The sequence below is a fragment of the Nostoc sp. DedVER02 genome (genome assembly GCF_034530675.2).
Lineage (GTDB): Bacteria > Cyanobacteriota > Cyanobacteriia > Cyanobacteriales > Nostocaceae > Nostoc.
In genome coordinates, this window is sequence record NZ_JAVRCP020000016.1 from 86385 (window position 1) to 104128 (window position 17744).

Genomic DNA, 17744 nt, shown 5'->3' on the forward strand with positions numbered 1-17744 from the left:
TGTTTATTTAATGAGGTGAACATGGCCAAGCGCCGTAACCCGAAAAAAGAAAAGGCGCTACGGAACCAGGCGTATGCCAGAAAGTTTCGTAAACGAACTACCACAGGAAGAATGCAGAGAAGGTTCCAACAAAGACCACCGAAGAGTGAAGAAGAAGAAGGCGCAGCAACAGCAGCTGAAACTGACTAAGCTGTGTGCTTAAAGCCTTTTTATTTAGATTATTTATTTTTTAGGGCGTACAAATGTACGCCCTTATTTATTTTTGGGAATTGGGGATTGGGGATTGGGGATTGGGGATTGGAAATTGGGAATTGGGAATGAGGTTCCAAGGTGGATGAACGGAGTTCTGAGGTGGATGAATCAGTCCCCTTGTCCCCCAATCCCCCAGTCCCCATTCTTTTTATTGAATAATTTGAGCGCGGGCGGCTATGAGTGCTTTGCTAACCTGTACAAAACCAGTACCACCATGACTGTTGCGGGCTGCCACTACTTGACGAGGGGATATTGCCTCATAAATATCTGCTGCAAATGCCGGATGTAATTGTTGCCACTCTTCCAATTCCAAATCTTTTAGGAGTTTACCTGCGGCAATGCTAGTTTTTACCACCTTACCCACAAGGTTGTAAGCTTCTCGAAAAGGAACGCCCCGTGCTGCTAGATAATCTGCGACATCAGTAGCGTTAGAAAAATCTTCAGTTACAGCTTCTGCTAAACGCTGGGTATGAAATTCTAGACCTTCCCTGAGCAAAATTGTCATTGCTTCTAGAGAAGCTTTGACTGTGTTAACGCTATCAAATAGACCTTCTTTATCTTCTTGCAGGTCTTTGTTATATGCCAGTGGTAGCCCTTTCATAATCACCAGCATTGCCTGGAGATGACCAAAGACACGTCCCGTTTTCCCTCGCACGAGTTCTGGTACATCGGGGTTTTTCTTTTGGGGCATGATACTGGAACCTGTAGCACAGCTATCTTTGAGGGTGACAAAACGGAATTCTTCAGATGACCAAAGAATGACTTCTTCTGCAAGGCGGCTGAGGTGAACCATAATCAAGCTAGCAGCACACAAGAATTCGATCGCAAAATCGCGATCGCTCACTCCATCGAGGCTATTAGCATAAATATCGTCAAAATCCAATAGTTTAGCTGTGTAGTGGCGATCGATGGGGAAAGTAGTTCCCGCTAAAGCACCGCATCCCAAGGGTGAGATATTGACGCGGCGAGAAACGTCTCCTAAGCGTTCCCAGTCGCGTTGGGCCATTTGAAAGTATGCCAAGAGGTGATGAGCCAAACTTATCGGTTGGGCGCGTTGTAGGTGAGTATAGCCTGGGATCAAGGTTTCAACGTGTTTTTCGGCTATATCCAGTAAAACCCCTTGGAATTCTCGCAATTCGCTTTTGATTTGCTGGATTTGATCGCGGAGGTAGAGTCTAGTATCTGTGCCAACTTGATCATTACGCGATCGCGCCGTGTGCAGCTTTTTACCCACATCGCCAACAATTTCTGTTAGTCGTTTTTCAACTGCAAAATGTACATCTTCAGCATCGACACCAGGCTGAAATTTACCTTGGCGGTACTCTTGGCGAATTTGTTCTAAACCTGTAACCAGTTGCTCACCTTCTTCTGAAGAGATAATGCCCGTGTGAGCTAGCATTTTGGCATGGGCTTGAGAACCAGTCAGATCGTATTCTATTAATTCAATATCAAAACCTATACTGGCATTAAAACGAGCGATCACTGGATGCAACGCTGATTCAAACCTCTGGCTCCAAGTTTGTTCTTTGGTCATAAATCTCAATAGGGTGGGGGAGAGTTAAGAGTTAAGAGTGAGGAGTTATAAGTTTTTGAATCATAATTTCTCACTCCTCACTTTCAACTCCTAACTTTTAAATTTAACCGTAGCTAGTTAGATTCCGAATCATATAGCCAATGATTACACCAATCAACAATGCCCACACTTGACCTGTTTGTATAAAGTGGCTCCAAGCTTTTTGCATCTGACCCATGACGTTTGGATCGGTAATTGTTTGTGCTAATGCCGTTAAATTGACAGGCAACTGCCAATATAACTGAGATATTAAATCGCTGTAATGGCTCATATTTGGTAATTAAGAGGTTGGGGCTGGCAAATTTAATTATCAGTTTATTTTTTACATAAATTACTGATAATCTACTGAAATACTGGGTGTAACTTTAATGTCTTAACTCAAGTTCCAGCCGATGCCAACCGCAATTTCTCGGCAGTTCGCAAAATTTGCCCCGCCAACACTGCTGCACCAAACCCATTATCGATATTTACTACGCCCACTCCCGCAGCACAAGAGTTGAGCATTGTCAATAAAGGTGCTAAACCGCCAAAACTTGCGCCATAACCAATGCTGGTAGGTACAGCAATCACCGGACAACTCGCTAAACCTGCGACAACGCTGGGTAAAGCGCCTTCCATCCCCGCCACGACAATTAATACTGATGCTGACTCAATCAGGTGGCGGTTGCTTAATAAACGGTGAATCCCAGCAACGCCAACATCCCAGAGGCGCTGTATCCGAAAACCAGAGAGTTCGGCAGTGACAGCCGCTTCTTCAGCAACGGCTAAATCGGCAGTACCAGCAGAAAGAATGCCTATTTCACCGAGGAATTGTGGTTCGATGGTAGGAGGAGCGATCGCACAAATTCGCGCCGATTCGTAATATCGCAAACCGCTAACTTTTGATTGCAGTACGGTATAAACTGCTGGTTCAATGCGAGTTGCCATCACCACCGGATTACGAAGGCGCATCACCTCCATAATTTGAGCAATTTGTTCGGGAGTTTTACCAGGCCCCCAAATCACCTCTGGGAAACCAGTTCTTAGCTGGCGATGATGGTCGATTTTGGCAAATTCCCCCACAGACTCATAAGTTAAATCTTTGAGTGAGTCTAATGCCGTGTCTGGTGTAACTTTACCATTAGCAACCGCAACGAGTAGCGATCGCAAGGTTTTTTCATCGGTCATTTTTTATTTGTCCTTTGTTATTTGTCATTTGTGAATAACTAATGTCCCATACTCCAATGACCAATGACCAATGACCAATGACCAATAACTAATTGGTTATTTTTATTTCATGAATGTTCCAGAAGGCTCCACCCAGTGCAGAGTATCTAATACCTTCAAAGCGATTACGCACTGCTGACATTGACAAAGCGTTAACTAAGTAAATAAACGGTAAATTTTCCTGAGTAATTCGCTGGGTTTCCGCATAAATTTCTTTCCGTTTTGCCGGGTCTAATTCTCTTGCTCCTTGAATATATAACTTAGCAATTTCTGTCTCCCAAGGAGCCACTTCCCAACCTTGAATCGGTTTTTGCCCTGCTTGAGGTTTCTGATTAAACATGTGTAATCCACCTTCGGGCGACCAGACATTAGCCCCATCATTTGGTTCTAAGCCACCAGTCAAACCCAACATAGAAACTTCCCAGTCTAATGAGTTTGACAATTTATCTGTGTAAGTATTCCATGCTAAAGGAGTGAAATCAACTTGAATCCCAATTTTACTTAGGTCTTGTTTAATTTGTGACCCAATTGCTTCGCGGATTTTATTACCGGCATTGGTGAGCAATGAGAAGCGAACACGGTTTCCTTGAGAATCTATTAATTGGTTGTTGCCGTTATATTTAAATCCTGCTTTTAGTAGCAGTTCTTTTGCTTTATCTATATTGTAATTATAAACTTTTAGACCTTCTTCAGGCGACAAATAATAAGGGCTTTGCACGGAAATTGGCGAATTTTGTGGCTTTCCTAAACCGCGAAAAGTGTTGTTAATCATTGTTTGTCGGTCAATTGCATAAGCTACTGCCTGCCGAAATTCTACAGTATTGAACCAACGTGACTTTACTGGATCAACCAGGGGTTTTCCATCTCTTTTACCTTTATTTAAATTGAAGAAAACAAACGTTGTACCTGTTGCTGGGCCACCATTGAAAATTTTGAAGTTTCCCTGAGCTTCTTGCACTTTTAGCAAAGAAAAGTAATCTGGTGAGACTGCAACAGTATCTAACCCGCCAGAACGAAATTGTAGTAAAGATGTATCTGTGGATTCCACAATTTCCCAGATAATCCTTTCAATATAAGGCTGAGATTCACCTTTTTTCCCTTTACGCCAATAGTAGGGATTGCGCTTGAAGACTACACGCTGACTCGTATCATAACGTTCTAGCTTGTAAGGGCCGTTGGCGATAATTTGATCTGGAGGAGTATCAACACCCCACTTTGACAAAAATATTGGCTTACCATCTTGATCTTTTGTCTTGATAAATGGTTCTAGAGTATGGGCTGGTAAAATTGGTAGTCCTAGAGTTCCTAAGAATGGTGCAAATGGTTCGGGAGTAGTGAATTCAATCCGTTGAGCATCGATTTTTCGTACCTTTGGCAATGCCCGACCTTCACCAATCCTTAACACATCTCTAGCATCTGTGGGAATCGCTTCGTTAAGATAAATATCGTTGAAGGTAAATATTACATCATCTGCTGTTAAGGGTTGCCCATCAGACCATTTCAATCCCTGGCGTAGGGTAAAAATAAACCGCAATTTATCATCAGAAATTTCCCAAGATTCTGCTAAAGAAGGCTCGATTTTGCCACTTATAGGATTTTCAGTTGTCAATCCTTCATAAATCAGAGGAAAAACATTTGGAGATTCCTGACTAAGAGGATAATTAAAAGTTTTAGGGTCACTGAGAATGGCACTTACTAATTGTGGCGTTTGAGCGGCTGCACTTTTGAAGTTAGTGGGGTTGCAGGCAGTAAGTGTAAGTGTTGTTGCTGAAGTTAGAACTATTGGCAACCAAAAACGTTTAATTACCAGAAATATTTTGCTAAAAAATTTCATAGTTTCAAATTTATTTCCATCCTAATCAGTTTTGAATATTTTTATCAGAGGCAAAAACAAAAGTCATTCTGAAGCAACTAGTAAGACAACAGCATAAGCACATATACCTTCTTCACGTCCCACGGGCCCTAGTTTTTCGTTGGTGGTAGCTTTGATGCCAATTTGATTTGGTTCTACTTCTAAAATTGCCGCTAATTTGTCGCGCATATTGTTAATATGCGGCTTTAATTTTGGACGTTCTGCTACTACCACCGAGTCAATATTTCCTATCTGCCAGCCTCGATCCCGAATTAGTTGATGTACTTGAGTTAGTAGTACTAAACTATCTGCTCCCGCCCATTTGGGATCGCTAGGCGGAAAATAATGGCCAATATCCCCCAAGGATAATGCCCCAAGCATGGCATCCATAATCGCGTGCGTTAACACATCAGCATCACTGTGTCCTAATAAACCGAGTTCATGGGGAATTTTAATTCCACCTAAAATCAAAGCGCGATCGCTCACCAGTTGATGAATATCGTAGCCGTTACCAATACGAATTTTTGCCATTTGTCATTTGTCATTTGTCATTTGTCATTGGGCATTGGGAATTGGGAATTGAGAATTAATTATTTCTCCCCCTGCTCCCCTGCTCCCCTGCTCCCCTGCCCCCTGCTCCCTGCTCCCCTGCTCCCCTGCTCCCCTACTCCCCTGCTCCCTGCCCCCTGCTCCCTGCCCCCTGCTCCCTGCTCCAATTTCTCTAGGAGATCGGGACGGCGATCGCGGGTTTTTTGGATTTGTTGTTCGTAACGCCACTTAGCGATCGCTGCATGATTGCCACTGAGCAAGACTTCAGGCACTTTCAAGCCGCGAAAATTGGCAGGACGAGTATATTGGGGATAATCTAATAACCCCTCTTCAAAACTTTCTGCGGTGAGAGACTCGGTTTTGGCAACGGTTCCTGGTATTAGTCGCACTACACCATTAATCAAAGCCATTGCCGGAATTTCCCCGCCAGTCAGAATAAAATCGCCTAAGGATACTTCCCGAGTTACCAAATGCAGCACCCTCTCATCGACTCCCTCGTAATGTCCGCAAATAACTACTAACTGGTCATAATTTGTCACCAATTCTTTCAAAAGAGATTGATTAATTGTTTGCCCCTGTGGACTCATCAAAATTATTTCTCTTCGGGGCAGAATCGGCAGCGACTCCACAGCATCAAAAATCGGCTCTGGCTTCATTAGCATCCCAACGCCGCCCCCATAGGGTTCATCATCGACCTTCCGGTGCTTGTCAGTGGTAAAGTCCCGTGGATTAACCAGATGCACTTCGGCAATCTGTTTGGCTAAGGCTTTACCCAGTAATCCCGAATTGAGAACAGAGTTAAAACAGTCAGGAAAAAGTGTAACTATATCAAAGCGCACAGTTATTCGTATTCGAGAACACTAATCTTAAATTTGGATGTTTAGCAAACACCGTCAAGCCAAGGTCAAGTTAAACTCAAGTTAAACTTTATCAATAGTATCTAAAACTACCAGACCTCTTGGATTTTAGATGGGATCAAAAGTTTTTCTAATTACTTAATTTATGTTTAAATGTTGTCACAAGTACATTTAAATTAATAATCATATCAAGTTAACAACTTCCAGGATGCATCGAGCCAGCCTCAGAAACAAGCGTAGTCTTAACTGCTCGCCCCCAGCCCCGGAAGGGGAATTTAGCCCCAACAAGACTATTTTGCCCTGCTGCAAGTGGACAGGTGAAAAACAAGGCCCTGGCTTTGAGGAATGGAAACAAACACGTTTAAACTGAGGCAACGTGAGCGTTAAGCGAAAATTTGGAGAGTGGCTGCCCAGTTCTAAAACTTTTAAAAAGTGTCCTCTCAAAAGTTGCAAAGCGCAAAAATCACCAGGCTTCTAACACCTTGTTAAATTCACACGCCATTCGCCACAAGCCGGGAAACCCTTTCGGCAGTCGCTCATGGGGGAAACCCCCAAGACCGCGCTGCCTCACCAAGGCGATGGCTCCTGAAGTTGTTGACAGGAGAAACAAAATGCCGCAATTACAAGCTAAATCGCTAGAAATGAGGACACCCCAAGCAACTAAAACCGCCGTTCTGGTTATCGGAGGCGCAGAAGACAAAGTTCATGGGCGCGAAATCCTACGAACTTTTTTTGGACGTGCTGGTGCTAGTAAGGCTTATATTACAATTATCCCATCTGCCTCTCGTGAACCTGCCATCATTGGTGGTCGGTACATTCGCATTTTTGAAGAAATGGGTGCCCAAAAGGTAGAGATTTTAGACATCCGCGAACGCGAACAGTGTGAAGCCTCTCAAATCAAAGCATCCTTAGAAGCCTGTAGCGGAGTATTTTTGACAGGAGGGGATCAGCTGCGTCTCTGTGGTGTATTGGCAGATACGCCAGCAATGGAAATTATTCGGCAGAGGGTGAGGGCAGGGCAACTGACGTTAGCAGGCACAAGTGCAGGAGCGGCAGTGATGGGGCATCACATGATTGCTGGTGGCGGTAGTGGAGAGTCGCCAAATCGTTCCCTAGTAGATATGGCAACGGGTTTGGGATTTATTCCTGAAGTCATCGTTGACCAACATTTTCATAACCGGAATCGGATGGGGCGGCTGATTAGTGCGATCGCCGCTCACCCCGATCGCTTAGGTATTGGCATTGACGAAGATACTTGTGCAGTGTTTGAACGTGATGGTTGGTTACAAGTTATGGGTAAAGGCAGTGTCACCATTGTTGATCCCACTGAAGCCACTCACACAAACGAACCCCATGTTGGTGCTAATGAACCATTAACCGTACATAATTTACGTCTCCATATCCTCAGCTACGGCGATCGCTTTCACCTGTACCAGCGCACTGTATTGCCTGCCGTACACCGAATCTCCAGCTGACGGGATAGAGTATCTGAGGTTACACTGACGTTGACCACAAATTTTAGATTTTGGATTTTGCGAAAAGTTGTAAGGAGGGAAACCCTCGGTAGCAAACTTTTCAAGACGGATTTTAGATTAAGAGAACTTTTTGGCAGATGCCGCTACAAAGTAAGCGAAACAAATCTAAAACCCCCCCGATAGCGAAGCGTTAGTGAGGTAGGAGCGTCTGACTCGTTGACGCTACGCGATCGTAAATCTAAAATTACCAGAGCTAAGTACCCTAATTGTCTCTTTTAATCCAAAATCATCAATCTAAAATCCTGTTAGAGGTTGACCGCACATTTATTTCTTGTTGTAAAAAAATGATGAGAATACCATGTAAAAAGAAAAAACTGTTTGCAACGAACAGTTTAGCGGTCAATTTCAGTAAGAAACTAGAATTTTGGTTCCGAATCTCCATCTACCTATTCCCATGAGAATCCTCAAGATCCAGACCTTACGCGGCCCAAACTATTGGAGCATTCGACGCCACAAGCTGATCGTCATGCGCCTCGATTTAGAAAACCTTGCCGAGTCGCCCTCGAATGAAATCCCAGGCTTTTATGAAGGACTAGTTGAGGCACTGCCGAGTCTGGAGGGCCATTATTGTTCCCCTGGCTGTCGCGGTGGTTTTCTGATGCGAGTCAAAGAAGGCACGATGATCGGCCATATCGTAGAACACGTAGCCCTAGAACTCCAGGAATTAGCTGGTATGCATGTTGGCTTTGGTCGCACCCGCGAAACTGCCACACCCGGAATTTATCAAGTAGTAATAGAGTACCAGAATGAGGAAGCGGGACGGTATGCTGGACGAGCAGCAGTGCGGCTGTGCCAAAGTATCGTCGATCGAGGCCGTTATCCCAAGGCAGAACTAGAGCAAGATATCCAAGACCTGAAAGATTTCACCCGTGAAGCTTCTTTAGGCCCTTCTACTGAAGCAATCATCAAAGAAGCAGAAAAAAGAGGTATTCCCTGGATGCCTCTGGAAGCCCGCTTTCTGATTCAGCTAGGCTACGGCGTGAACCAGAAGCGGATGCAAGCCACAATGACTGACAATACCAGCATTCTGGGCGTAGAACTAGCTTGCGACAAAGAAGCCACTAAACGTATCCTGGCTGCGGCTGGTGCGCCAGTACCCAAAGGTACAGTGATCAACTTCTTAGACGATTTAGAACAAGCTATTGAATACGTTGGCGGCTATCCCATCGTAGTCAAGCCACTCGATGGCAATCATGGACGCGGGATCACCATTGACATCAGAACTTGGGAAGAAGCGGAAGCTGCCTACGAAGCTGCAAGACAGGTTTCTCGGTCAATTATTGTCGAAAGATATTACGTTGGACGCGATCACAGGGTGCTAGTGGTAAATGGCAAAGTAGTCGCAGTAGCTGAACGTGTCCCGGCTCACGTTATTGGCAATGGCAGATCGACCATCTCCGAACTGATTGAGGAAACAAACCTCGATCCAAATCGCGGTGAAGGACATGATAACGTCCTGACCAAGATTGAGCTAGACCGCACCAGCTATCAACTATTAGAAAGGCAAGGCTATACCCTAAATAGCGTTCCACCCAAGGGTACTATTTGTTATCTCCGGGCAACAGCCAACTTAAGTACAGGTGGTAGCGCCGTAGACCGTACCGATGAAATTCACCCAGAAAATCTGTGGTTGGCACAACGGGTAGTCAAGATTATCGGTTTGGATATCGCCGGACTCGATATCGTCACCACGGATATTAGCCGTCCTCTGCGGGAAGTTGATGGCGTGATTGTCGAAGTTAACGCTGCTCCCGGCTTCCGAATGCACGTTGCTCCAAGCGTGGGTATTCCCCGTAACGTCGCTGGCGCAGTGATGGATATGCTGTTTCCCAACGAGCAATCTAGCCAAATTCCTATCCTCAGCGTCACTGGTACTAATGGCAAAACTACTACTACCCGACTACTAGCACATATTTATAAACAGACTGGCAAAGTAGTTGGATATACCACTACTGATGGAACATACATTGGTGAGTACTTAGTAGAAGCTGGTGACAACACAGGCCCTCAAAGCGCCCATGTCATTCTCCAAGATCCCACTGTGGAAGTAGCGGTACTGGAAACGGCTCGTGGTGGCATTCTCCGCTCTGGATTGGGCTTTGAAGCCGCAAATGTGGGAGTGGTATTAAATGTAGCTGCCGACCATTTAGGAATAGGTGATATCGATACCATTGAGCAATTAGCGAACCTCAAGAGTGTAGTAGCCGAAGCCGTATTTCCTGATGGCTACGCGGTACTGAACGCCGACGATCGCCGCGTCGCCGCTATGTCAGAAAAAACCAAGGCTAATATTGCTTACTTCACCATGAACCCTGACTCAGAATTGGTGCGAAAGCATATCCAAAAGGGTGGAGTCGCCGCAGTGTATGAAAGTGGCTATTTGTCAATTGTTAAAGGTGATTGGACACATCGGATAGAAAGAGCAGAAAATATACCTTTAACAATGGGCGGACGTGCGCCGTTTATGATTGCCAACGCCTTAGCTGCAAGTTTGGCTGCATTCGTGCAAAACGTCACAATTGAGCAGATTCGTGCTGGTTTGAAGACCTTCCGGGCTTCAGTTAGTCAAACACCGGGACGAATGAATTTATTTAATTTAGGCAACTACCACGCTTTAGTAGATTATGCCCACAACGCAGCCAGTTATGAAGCTGTAGGTTCCTTTGTGCGGAACTGGACTACAGGACAACGGATTGGCGTAATTGGTGGCCCTGGCGATCGCCGCGACGAAGACTTTGTTACTTTGGGCAAATTAGCAGCACAAATTTTTGATTACATCATCATCAAAGAAGATGATGACACACGGGGACGTTTACGAGGTTCAGCCGCCCAGTTGATTATTCAAGGCATCACCCAGGTGAAGCCTGATAGCCGCTATGAATCAATTTTGGATGAAACCCAAGCGATTAATAAAGGCTTAGATATGGCTCCTGATAACAGCCTGGTGGTTATCTTACCAGAAAGCGTGACTAGGGCTATTAAGTTAATTAAGTTGCGTGGTTTAGCGAAAGAAGAAACACATCAACAAAATAGTACAGCGATCGCTGATTCTCAAAATGGAATCGCACCTTCTTCTGTAGTTAATACACTTTTGTAGTCAAAAGTCAAGAGTCTCAAATTCAGCATTGAACAGTTTTTGACCCTTGACTCTTGACTATTCTTTTTCTTTTTCTAGATTGGTTTCATCACTGGGGGTTTTCATCTCTTCTTTAAAACCTCGTAGGGTTTTGCCCAGTGCAGTGCCCAGTTCGGGAATTTTTTTAGGGCCAAAAATTAGAATAGCGACTATACTAATCACAGCGATTTCTGGCCATCCTAGTCCAAACATACACAGTTCCTCTCAAGAATATTTTAATTTAGTAACTCACGCGGTTTCTTTCTTGTATTCATCCCAACATATAATATCGTTAATTTTTGCGTCTGCTATTTCAGCACGAGCATCTCTAATATCTTCTTAATTTTGTTTATAAGAAGAATTCAGAAATCAGGAGCGGAGCCGGAGACGCTCCGCCTCCGGTCAGAAAAAAGCCACGAATTCTGTACGAGTGTTTGATAGCTTGCGGAGTGCGAGTTCACGAGCGTCTGAATATTGGTTTAAAACCAGTCTCCTCTACGAGACGCTACCGCGAACGCCCCACTGCACGCTAACGCCTGCAAGTGGCGCGAAAAGAATTAAAATATTCTCGCCTTAAAACTCCACCCATGAAGGGATGGAGTATTATGACTCTTGTATTCTGACTCCTGACTCCTGACTCCTGTTTATTCTCGCGTAATTGGTATATTTAACCAATCACTCAATTCTTGAGCTAACCATTCTATTTCCGGTTCAGAGTTAATCACACCATTAGAACCAGCTAGTTGATACTTCTTTACTCCAGCCCAAATGATTAATTCGGGCGGAACTTCAACTCTAGTGTTGCTGCTCAAATCAATCTCAAAGCGTTTGGGAGTGTAAATAAGTTTACGTATATGTTGTCTTGGGGTTGGATGGGTACGGTTAGATTTAAATCCCAATAACTCAGTTGTAAAAGCAATTTGCTCACGATCTAGGCGCAGCCGAATGCATCCAAACAACGGATAGAGAAGTTTATTGATCGTGAAAAAACCGACACCCCAAAAGGGAAGTGAGAACAAGGCAAAGAGGATATTAGCAGGAAAAGGGGCCGAAAGTGCTGTAATTGTCCATAAGAAGATAAATGAATTCCAGGCGATCGCAAATAAACCTGTAAATAATATTGATAAATTCAAACCAGGCGGTGGAATGATAATTTCTAAAGAATCTCGATTTTTAATTAATTGAATTTTACTCCCATCTGGTTTATCCACAATCAAAGTAGGCAAGTTTGTGGTTGCTGGTTTATCTAAAGCTGCGATCGCTTCGCTAGCAGAACTAAAACGCCGTTCTAAACTGGGTTCAGTCATCAACTTCAACCAGCGAGTCAATCCAGGACTCACATTAGCCACTTGTTCAAACTGAATCCGAAAATCCCTTTGGGGTAAATCGGCTGGATGAGTACCCGTCACTAAATAAATTAAAGTTGCACCTAAACTATAAAGATCGGAAGCCGGAACCGTGCGTCCTCCAAATTGTTCCTGTGGCATATAACCATAGCTTCCCACCACAGTCCTAGTTCCACCTTCGGTAGCGAATACAGTTTGCACCGAACCAAAATCTACTAGGTAAACTTGACCAACACTGTTACCAGAACGCTCTCCCAATAAAATATTGCTAGGCTTAATATCACGATGGATAATAGGCGGATATAAACCATGTAAATAAATGAGAATTTCTAAAAGAGCTTTGGCTATCTGTTTGACTTCTGCTTCGGTAAAAGTCCGCCCAGATTGTAAATATTGCTCCAAAGTTTTTGCTGGGATATAAGTTTGTACTAGGGCAAATCCTTTGATAGTTGGTAAATTTACCTCAAAATAGTCTAAATAACGAGGTATTAAGGGATGTGACAAAGATTTTAGAGTTTCGGCTTCTCGCTCAAACAGCTTAAGTGAATCCCATTCAAAATCACCGCCAAAAGAGAGTAACTTGATAACGACTAATTCCTGAGTATTCAAATCACGAGCTACAAGTGTCCGCCGCCCTGCTTTTTTTCCTAATAGCTGCTGAACTTCATAGCGTTCGGCCAATATTTCGCCAATCATTATGGTTTCTTATAATGCTACGTTTGAAAAGTTTTAATAGCTGATGACTTTTCAATTTCGGCAAATCGATATCTTTAGTATAATTGCGTAATTCTATGCCCTCCCAACTTTGGCCTTATATTACTCCTGGTATTCCTGATGAATTATTCGAGCATTTACCAGGAATTCCCCTGAGCCAGCGAGAAGTCCGACTATTGTTAATTGCCCAACTAAGACTAAAATCAGATTCTGTGTTGTGGGATATTGGTGCAGGGACAGGTACAATTCCTGTAGAGGTGGGGCTATTGTGTCCAAAGGGTCAGATTATCGCTATAGAAAGGGATGAAGAAGTAGCTAATCTGATCAAGCGTAACTGCGATCGCTTTGAAGTGAAAAACGTCGAAGTAATTGAAGGTAGCGCCCCAGAGTGTTTACATGACCTGAAAGTTGCTCCTCACCGCGTTTGTATCGAGGGAGGAAGACCCATCCAAGAAATTCTGCAAGCAGCATGGCATTATTTGCCACCATCCGGTCGGGTTGTAGCTACAGCTGCTAATCTAGAGAGTCTGTATGCTATTTCTCAAAGTTTTTCTCTGTTAAGGGCTAGAAATATCGAAGTAGTGCAGTCTGCGGTTAACCGCTTAGAGACGCGCGGCTTTTCTCAAACCTTTACCGCCGTTGACCCCATTTTTATCCTCAGTGGTGAGAAACTGGATTAGGGAATTGGGAATTGGGAATTGGGCATAGGGAATTGGGAATTGGAAGAGGTAGCAAGATAAGGGGAAAAATGGAGATGAAATAGTAGGGGTCATAAGGGAAACAAGGGAATTAGAGGAAGAAATAGTAACTCATTAATTAATGACTGCCTAATTTCCAGTGCCCAATACAACTCTTGGAGAGACTGCGCCAACGTCTTTGCTTAGTACAAGTGCCCCATTCCCAATTCCCAATTCCCCATTCCCCATTCCCAATTTCCCATTCCCCATTTCCCATTCCCAATATTTAATACTTCTATGCCTTGGTCTCGAATTATTAGTGGAATTGTTGCGATCGCTCTTGCTCTCTCTGTTACCCTTTTGGGTGGTTGGTATTTTACCATCATGTTTGCGGTTGTTATCTTTTTGGGTCAACAGGAATATTTTAATTTGGTGCGAGCCAGAGGCATCGCTCCCGCCGCTAAAACCACTATGGTTGTCAGTCTAGTTTTGCTAGTAATTTCTACTATTGATGGCAGTTTAGCTGACGCTGTGATGCCCTTAGCTGGCACGCTTATCTGTTTTTACCTATTATTTCAGCCCAAATTTGCCACGATCGCTGACGTTTCCGCTTCTATAATGGGGCTATTTTACGTAGGTTATTTGCCGAGTTACTGGGTACGATTACGAGCAATTAATAGTGCTGTTTTTAGCAATCTCCCTTTAGGTGGTTACTGGCCTACAACCTGGACGGACTTCTGGGAAAAAGCAAGTTCTGCTTCTTTACCACAAGGTTTTACAGCTACAATGCTGACTTTTTTATGTATTTGGGCAGCCGATATTGGCGCTTATACCATTGGCAAATTCTTTGGGAAAACCCGTCTGTCTGACATTAGCCCGAAAAAAACTGTAGAAGGTGCTGTTTTTGGCATTACTTCAAGTGTTGCTGTTGCCATAGCAGGAGCCTATTATCTCCACTTGCCCAGATCCCCATTTACGGGTTTAGCATTGGGTTTGCTGATTGGTATTGCTAGTCTTTTAGGGGATCTTACCGAGTCTATGCTCAAGCGCGATGCTGGAGTCAAAGATTCTGGACAATTAATTCCCGGTCATGGTGGTATTTTAGACCGTACTGATAGTTATATTTTCACAGCACCTTTAGTTTATTATTTTGTGACTCTACTGTTGCCGCTACTATAGAGCTTTTCAGCTGAGTTCCATACAGAACAGGACTTACGCAAAATACCTCTCAAACTCTTATTCCTCCGTGTTCACTGTGCCTCTGTGGTTCGATTTTCCGTTACCTGTGCATAAGTCCTACAGAACTGAGAACAACAGCCCCCACTCTTGTAGGACTTGTCATTCTCCATATTTTTGTAATGCACTGAACTGCATCCCGCCTTGGATTCGCAATTTATAGCACAAGCCTTGGTGGTTAGGACATCAACAGATGATGAAACTTAGACACAAAAAGACTTTTCACCCAGTCCCCAGTCCCTAGTCCCCAGTCCCCAGTCCCTTGCTATATATAAAAATAAAAAGCTCTTACTCAAAGGTGAGAGCTTTCAATGAATTATGAAACTGTGTAGCTGTAATGAATGCTTAGACTTTCATTATTTCTGCTTGATGTTTTCTAGACCTTTCACGTTTATAAATACTCCGAATCCTAAAGCAATAGCGGAACCAAAGTAAATGACTCTGCTGTTAAGTTAGGTTGGGTTGAAACAATCCAACTTACGGGCAAAAACCACTAACTTCCACCTCCGAGAGGGACAAGACTTGATTTTGCACTATATCGTTGCAATCTTCCATAAGGCATGGTTGTAGTAATTGGCATCAGCACCAACGACTTTAGGGCTTTCAAAGCCACTTGATGCTAGCCAGCCACCTTCATCTCCTCGCTGTCCTTCAATTGGCTTTCCATCGGAAAACAAATATCGTTTTGTCTCTTGATTTTCAATGAGAAAACTATCACCATTTGGTACGATCTTCCATAAGGCACGGTTGTAGTAATTAGCATCAGCACCAACGACTTTAGGACTTTCAAATCCGCTTGATGCTAGCCAACCACCTTCATCTCCTCGCTCTCCTTTGATTGGCTCTCCTGTGGAAAACAAATACCGTTTTGTCTCTTGGTTTTCAATGAGAACAGGTTTGTTTAGTAGCTCATTGAGCTTTGCATCTGTGCTAACTGTGTCCACGACTGATGTCTTATCGTTAGCAGTTGTTGTTTTCGTGAAATTGCCTTTGCTGTCGTATGCTAAACCTGATACTACATTTCCTTGAGCATCTAAGAGTCTGACCTCATCTCCTGAATCTTTCCAAAGGGATACACCACTACCGCAACTAAAGCCGCCTGACTCTGGATGTATCTCATTGGTATAAACTCGCACGCTTTGACCTGGGACTAATTTTGTTCCTTCGGGAAAAGTGAACGCTTTATTGCGTCCTACCCCTGAAGCAATTTGCCAACCAGATACATCGATGGGTGTCTTTTCATGATTGGTAATCTCAACGTATTCGTCAGATTGAGTTCTCTTGACCTGATTCTTGTAGACAACATTGGTAACTTCAACCTGTGGAGTTTGCTGATTTGTCATAATTTTTACTCAAAGTTAATGGTAATAGTTAATTGAATACTAAGGCACTTTAATAAGTGCGCTCTTGCGTTCGTCCTGGTTGGGGTAAATGTATGGAAAAATTACAGAATAATTACGATTAAAAAAAGTTAACTGCTTAAAATACAGTGAATTAATTTCAACGTTATTTTAAAACTAGCGTTAAGATAATCAATTTTTAGACATAGATTTTGATTTTTACCTGCTAATTAGCTGCAAATAAATTTGTTTTAGTATTACTTTTTCAGCATCTTACGATTGCTAATAAAATTCAAGGACAGTTAAGAAAGTTAAGATAATTAAGACATTCAATAAATAATTACTATTTAAATTTAAAAAATATATAAGTTTAACCTATTTAGGGTTCAATGATTTAGTAAATCTCTACGCGATCGCCTACTTCTTAAATTGAACCCTTAACCACTTACCACAGTCAATTCATCCCGTCGATCTCACGTTAAAATAGGGTATTTTTTTATTTTTCATCATCAAGGATTAACGTTAATCCCTCCTCGACACACTAGCTTACCTGGGATCAGGGTTAGTTCTTGGATATCGACATCTGAGCCAAGATCGAGATTGTACTGGCGATCGCCCTCTAATATATCTCCTTGTTCGGGTGTAATTTTTACATGTGCTATTTGCAACTCATTTCCACTGAGTAAATCTAAACTCAGACAAATCTCTAGAGGTCTTATTTCACTGTTGGTTACTTTCCTACCTCGCAGTATAATTTGATTGTTATCAAGGATAATTTCTTGCCAATCAATTGGTTGTGATTTTGGGAAATGTGTTGGTAAAACCTTAACCAGCAAATCGCTCAAAGCAGTCGATAATAAGTCAGATGAGAGAGAAGCATTTAGATCCTTCTCGTCTACGATCAAATCGCCAACCACGGGTACTGTTTCTAACAACTTTAAAGGCTTTCCCTTAAGTATGGAACCAATATTTATCTGAATATTTTCTGCCGTTAATTGAAGTTGTGTAATCAATAGACCTTGATAAACCGCATGAGTAGCAAAAATAGATACCAAGGGAATACGTCCAGAGAGAAGCTGGCGATCGCTGGCTTTAATCTCCACTTCTAATTCCGATATTTGGCTTACTTGCGTTCTTAACCAGAGCTTAAGGGCTTTAGTGAGTACCTGAGTAATTATGCGGGTTTTATTTGGATTTGGTGTTGAAGAATTTTGCTCTGGCATCTAAACCAATCTTTTTATGAGTATTTGCTCAACAAGCGAACTTGAAGAAGAATTTAGAAGTCAAAATGGGCTAAACCATAGCTATCCACTAACAGGATTCAGAATCAAGACCTTGCTGGACTCGCTACTGATGCTATCAGCCAGTAGCACAGCATTTATTCTGACTCCTGACTCCTGACTCCTGAATTCTGTTTTGATAAATTAAACAAGTCTTAAATGTAACATTTCTGCCTACTCGCTACAAAATGCAAATATCATTTAATTGTTAA

Annotated in this window: 15 protein-coding genes; 5 read left to right on the forward strand and 10 right to left on the reverse strand. The window is 43.0% G+C overall.

The window, feature by feature from the left end; translation table 11 throughout:
- The first annotated feature begins 21 nt into the window (after positions 1-21).
- The gene (locus RMZ41_RS17615; RefSeq protein ID WP_322643767.1) at positions 22-189 is read left to right on the forward strand and encodes a hypothetical protein; all 168 of its coding nucleotides are present in this window, start codon (positions 22-24) and stop codon (positions 187-189) included.
- Between the two features lie 211 nt (positions 190-400).
- Here RMZ41_RS17615 and argH read toward each other — a convergent pair whose 3' ends face one another.
- The 6 genes from argH to trmD all read right to left on the reverse strand — a co-directional run bounded on the left by argH (position 401) and on the right by trmD (position 6271).
- Entirely contained in the window at positions 401-1786 is a 1386-nt protein-coding gene (gene argH, locus RMZ41_RS17620; protein WP_322643768.1) for an argininosuccinate lyase, read from the reverse strand.
- Positions 1787-1889: 103 nt separating this feature from the next.
- The gene (locus RMZ41_RS17625; RefSeq protein ID WP_322643769.1) at positions 1890-2096 is read right to left on the reverse strand and encodes a hypothetical protein; all 207 of its coding nucleotides are present in this window, start codon (positions 2094-2096) and stop codon (positions 1890-1892) included.
- A gap of 107 nt (positions 2097-2203) precedes the next feature.
- Entirely contained in the window at positions 2204-2992 is a 789-nt protein-coding gene (gene larB, locus RMZ41_RS17630; protein WP_322643770.1) for a nickel pincer cofactor biosynthesis protein LarB, read from the reverse strand.
- Positions 2993-3080: 88 nt separating this feature from the next.
- Positions 3081-4865: an ABC transporter substrate-binding protein gene (locus RMZ41_RS17635; protein ID WP_322643771.1), complete on the reverse strand. Its 1785-nt coding sequence runs from the start codon at positions 4863-4865 to the stop codon at positions 3081-3083.
- 63 nt (positions 4866-4928) lie between these two features.
- Entirely contained in the window at positions 4929-5414 is a 486-nt protein-coding gene (gene ispF, locus RMZ41_RS17640; RefSeq protein ID WP_322643772.1) for a 2-C-methyl-D-erythritol 2,4-cyclodiphosphate synthase, read from the reverse strand.
- Positions 5415-5473: 59 nt separating this feature from the next.
- Complete coding sequence (gene trmD / locus RMZ41_RS17645) at positions 5474-6271, reverse strand: tRNA (guanosine(37)-N1)-methyltransferase TrmD (protein ID WP_322643773.1); 798 nt, start codon at positions 6269-6271, stop codon at positions 5474-5476.
- A gap of 629 nt (positions 6272-6900) precedes the next feature.
- On the opposite strand from trmD, the gene RMZ41_RS17650 reads away from it, so the two are divergent.
- Together RMZ41_RS17650 and cphA are read left to right on the forward strand one after the other, a co-directional pair.
- On the forward strand, positions 6901-7764 hold the full coding sequence (locus tag RMZ41_RS17650) for a cyanophycinase (RefSeq protein WP_012412065.1): 864 nt from the start codon (positions 6901-6903) through the stop codon (positions 7762-7764).
- 454 nt (positions 7765-8218) lie between these two features.
- Complete coding sequence (cphA, locus tag RMZ41_RS17655; protein ID WP_322643839.1) at positions 8219-10921, forward strand: cyanophycin synthetase; 2703 nt, start codon at positions 8219-8221, stop codon at positions 10919-10921.
- Between the two features lie 57 nt (positions 10922-10978).
- On the opposite strand, the gene tatA is transcribed toward cphA, so the two are convergent.
- Together tatA and RMZ41_RS17665 are read right to left on the reverse strand one after the other, a co-directional pair.
- On the reverse strand, positions 10979-11152 hold the full coding sequence (gene tatA, locus RMZ41_RS17660) for a twin-arginine translocase TatA/TatE family subunit (protein ID WP_322643774.1): 174 nt from the start codon (positions 11150-11152) through the stop codon (positions 10979-10981).
- Positions 11153-11583: 431 nt separating this feature from the next.
- A complete protein-coding gene (locus RMZ41_RS17665; RefSeq protein WP_322643775.1) occupies positions 11584-12981 on the reverse strand; it encodes a serine/threonine-protein kinase in 1398 nt (465 codons plus the stop codon).
- A gap of 95 nt (positions 12982-13076) precedes the next feature.
- Here RMZ41_RS17665 and cbiT point away from each other — a divergent pair, with 95 nt between their 5' ends.
- Positions 13077-13679 carry a precorrin-6Y C5,15-methyltransferase subunit CbiT gene (cbiT, locus tag RMZ41_RS17670; RefSeq protein WP_322643776.1) on the forward strand — a complete coding sequence of 201 codons (603 nt, stop codon included), beginning with the start codon at positions 13077-13079 and terminating at the stop codon, positions 13677-13679.
- Between the two features lie 294 nt (positions 13680-13973).
- A complete protein-coding gene (locus RMZ41_RS17675; RefSeq protein WP_322643777.1) occupies positions 13974-14855 on the forward strand; it encodes a phosphatidate cytidylyltransferase in 882 nt (293 codons plus the stop codon).
- A gap of 590 nt (positions 14856-15445) precedes the next feature.
- Here RMZ41_RS17675 and RMZ41_RS17680 read toward each other — a convergent pair.
- Both RMZ41_RS17680 and RMZ41_RS17685 read right to left on the reverse strand, forming a co-directional pair.
- Positions 15446-16255: a lamin tail domain-containing protein gene (locus RMZ41_RS17680; RefSeq protein ID WP_322734351.1), complete on the reverse strand. Its 810-nt coding sequence runs from the start codon at positions 16253-16255 to the stop codon at positions 15446-15448.
- A gap of 506 nt (positions 16256-16761) precedes the next feature.
- Positions 16762-17475: a DUF2993 domain-containing protein gene (locus RMZ41_RS17685; protein ID WP_322643779.1), complete on the reverse strand. Its 714-nt coding sequence runs from the start codon at positions 17473-17475 to the stop codon at positions 16762-16764.
- Between the last annotated feature and the right edge of the window lie 269 nt (positions 17476-17744).

Bases quoted from the DNA above. Each gene is read 5' to 3' on its own strand.
- RMZ41_RS17615 (WP_322643767.1), top strand. From the start codon at position 22: ATGGCCAAGCGCCGTAACCCGAAAAAAGAAAAGGCGCTACGGAACCAG.
- argH (WP_322643768.1), bottom strand. From the start codon at position 1,786: ATGACCAAAGAACAAACTTGGAGCCAGAGGTTTGAATCAGCGTTGCAT.
- RMZ41_RS17625 (WP_322643769.1), bottom strand. From the start codon at position 2,096: ATGAGCCATTACAGCGATTTAATATCTCAGTTATATTGGCAGTTGCCT.
- larB (WP_322643770.1), bottom strand. From the start codon at position 2,992: ATGACCGATGAAAAAACCTTGCGATCGCTACTCGTTGCGGTTGCTAAT.
- RMZ41_RS17635 (WP_322643771.1), bottom strand. From the start codon at position 4,865: ATGAAATTTTTTAGCAAAATATTTCTGGTAATTAAACGTTTTTGGTTG.
- ispF (WP_322643772.1), bottom strand. From the start codon at position 5,414: ATGGCAAAAATTCGTATTGGTAACGGCTACGATATTCATCAACTGGTG.
- RMZ41_RS17650 (WP_012412065.1), top strand. From the start codon at position 6,901: ATGCCGCAATTACAAGCTAAATCGCTAGAAATGAGGACACCCCAAGCA.
- cphA (WP_322643839.1), top strand. From the start codon at position 8,219: ATGAGAATCCTCAAGATCCAGACCTTACGCGGCCCAAACTATTGGAGC.
- tatA (WP_322643774.1), bottom strand. From the start codon at position 11,152: ATGTTTGGACTAGGATGGCCAGAAATCGCTGTGATTAGTATAGTCGCT.
- RMZ41_RS17665 (WP_322643775.1), bottom strand. From the start codon at position 12,981: ATGATTGGCGAAATATTGGCCGAACGCTATGAAGTTCAGCAGCTATTA.
- cbiT (WP_322643776.1), top strand. From the start codon at position 13,077: ATGCCCTCCCAACTTTGGCCTTATATTACTCCTGGTATTCCTGATGAA.
- RMZ41_RS17675 (WP_322643777.1), top strand. From the start codon at position 13,974: ATGCCTTGGTCTCGAATTATTAGTGGAATTGTTGCGATCGCTCTTGCT.
- RMZ41_RS17680 (WP_322734351.1), bottom strand. From the start codon at position 16,255: ATGACAAATCAGCAAACTCCACAGGTTGAAGTTACCAATGTTGTCTAC.
- RMZ41_RS17685 (WP_322643779.1), bottom strand. From the start codon at position 17,475: ATGCCAGAGCAAAATTCTTCAACACCAAATCCAAATAAAACCCGCATA.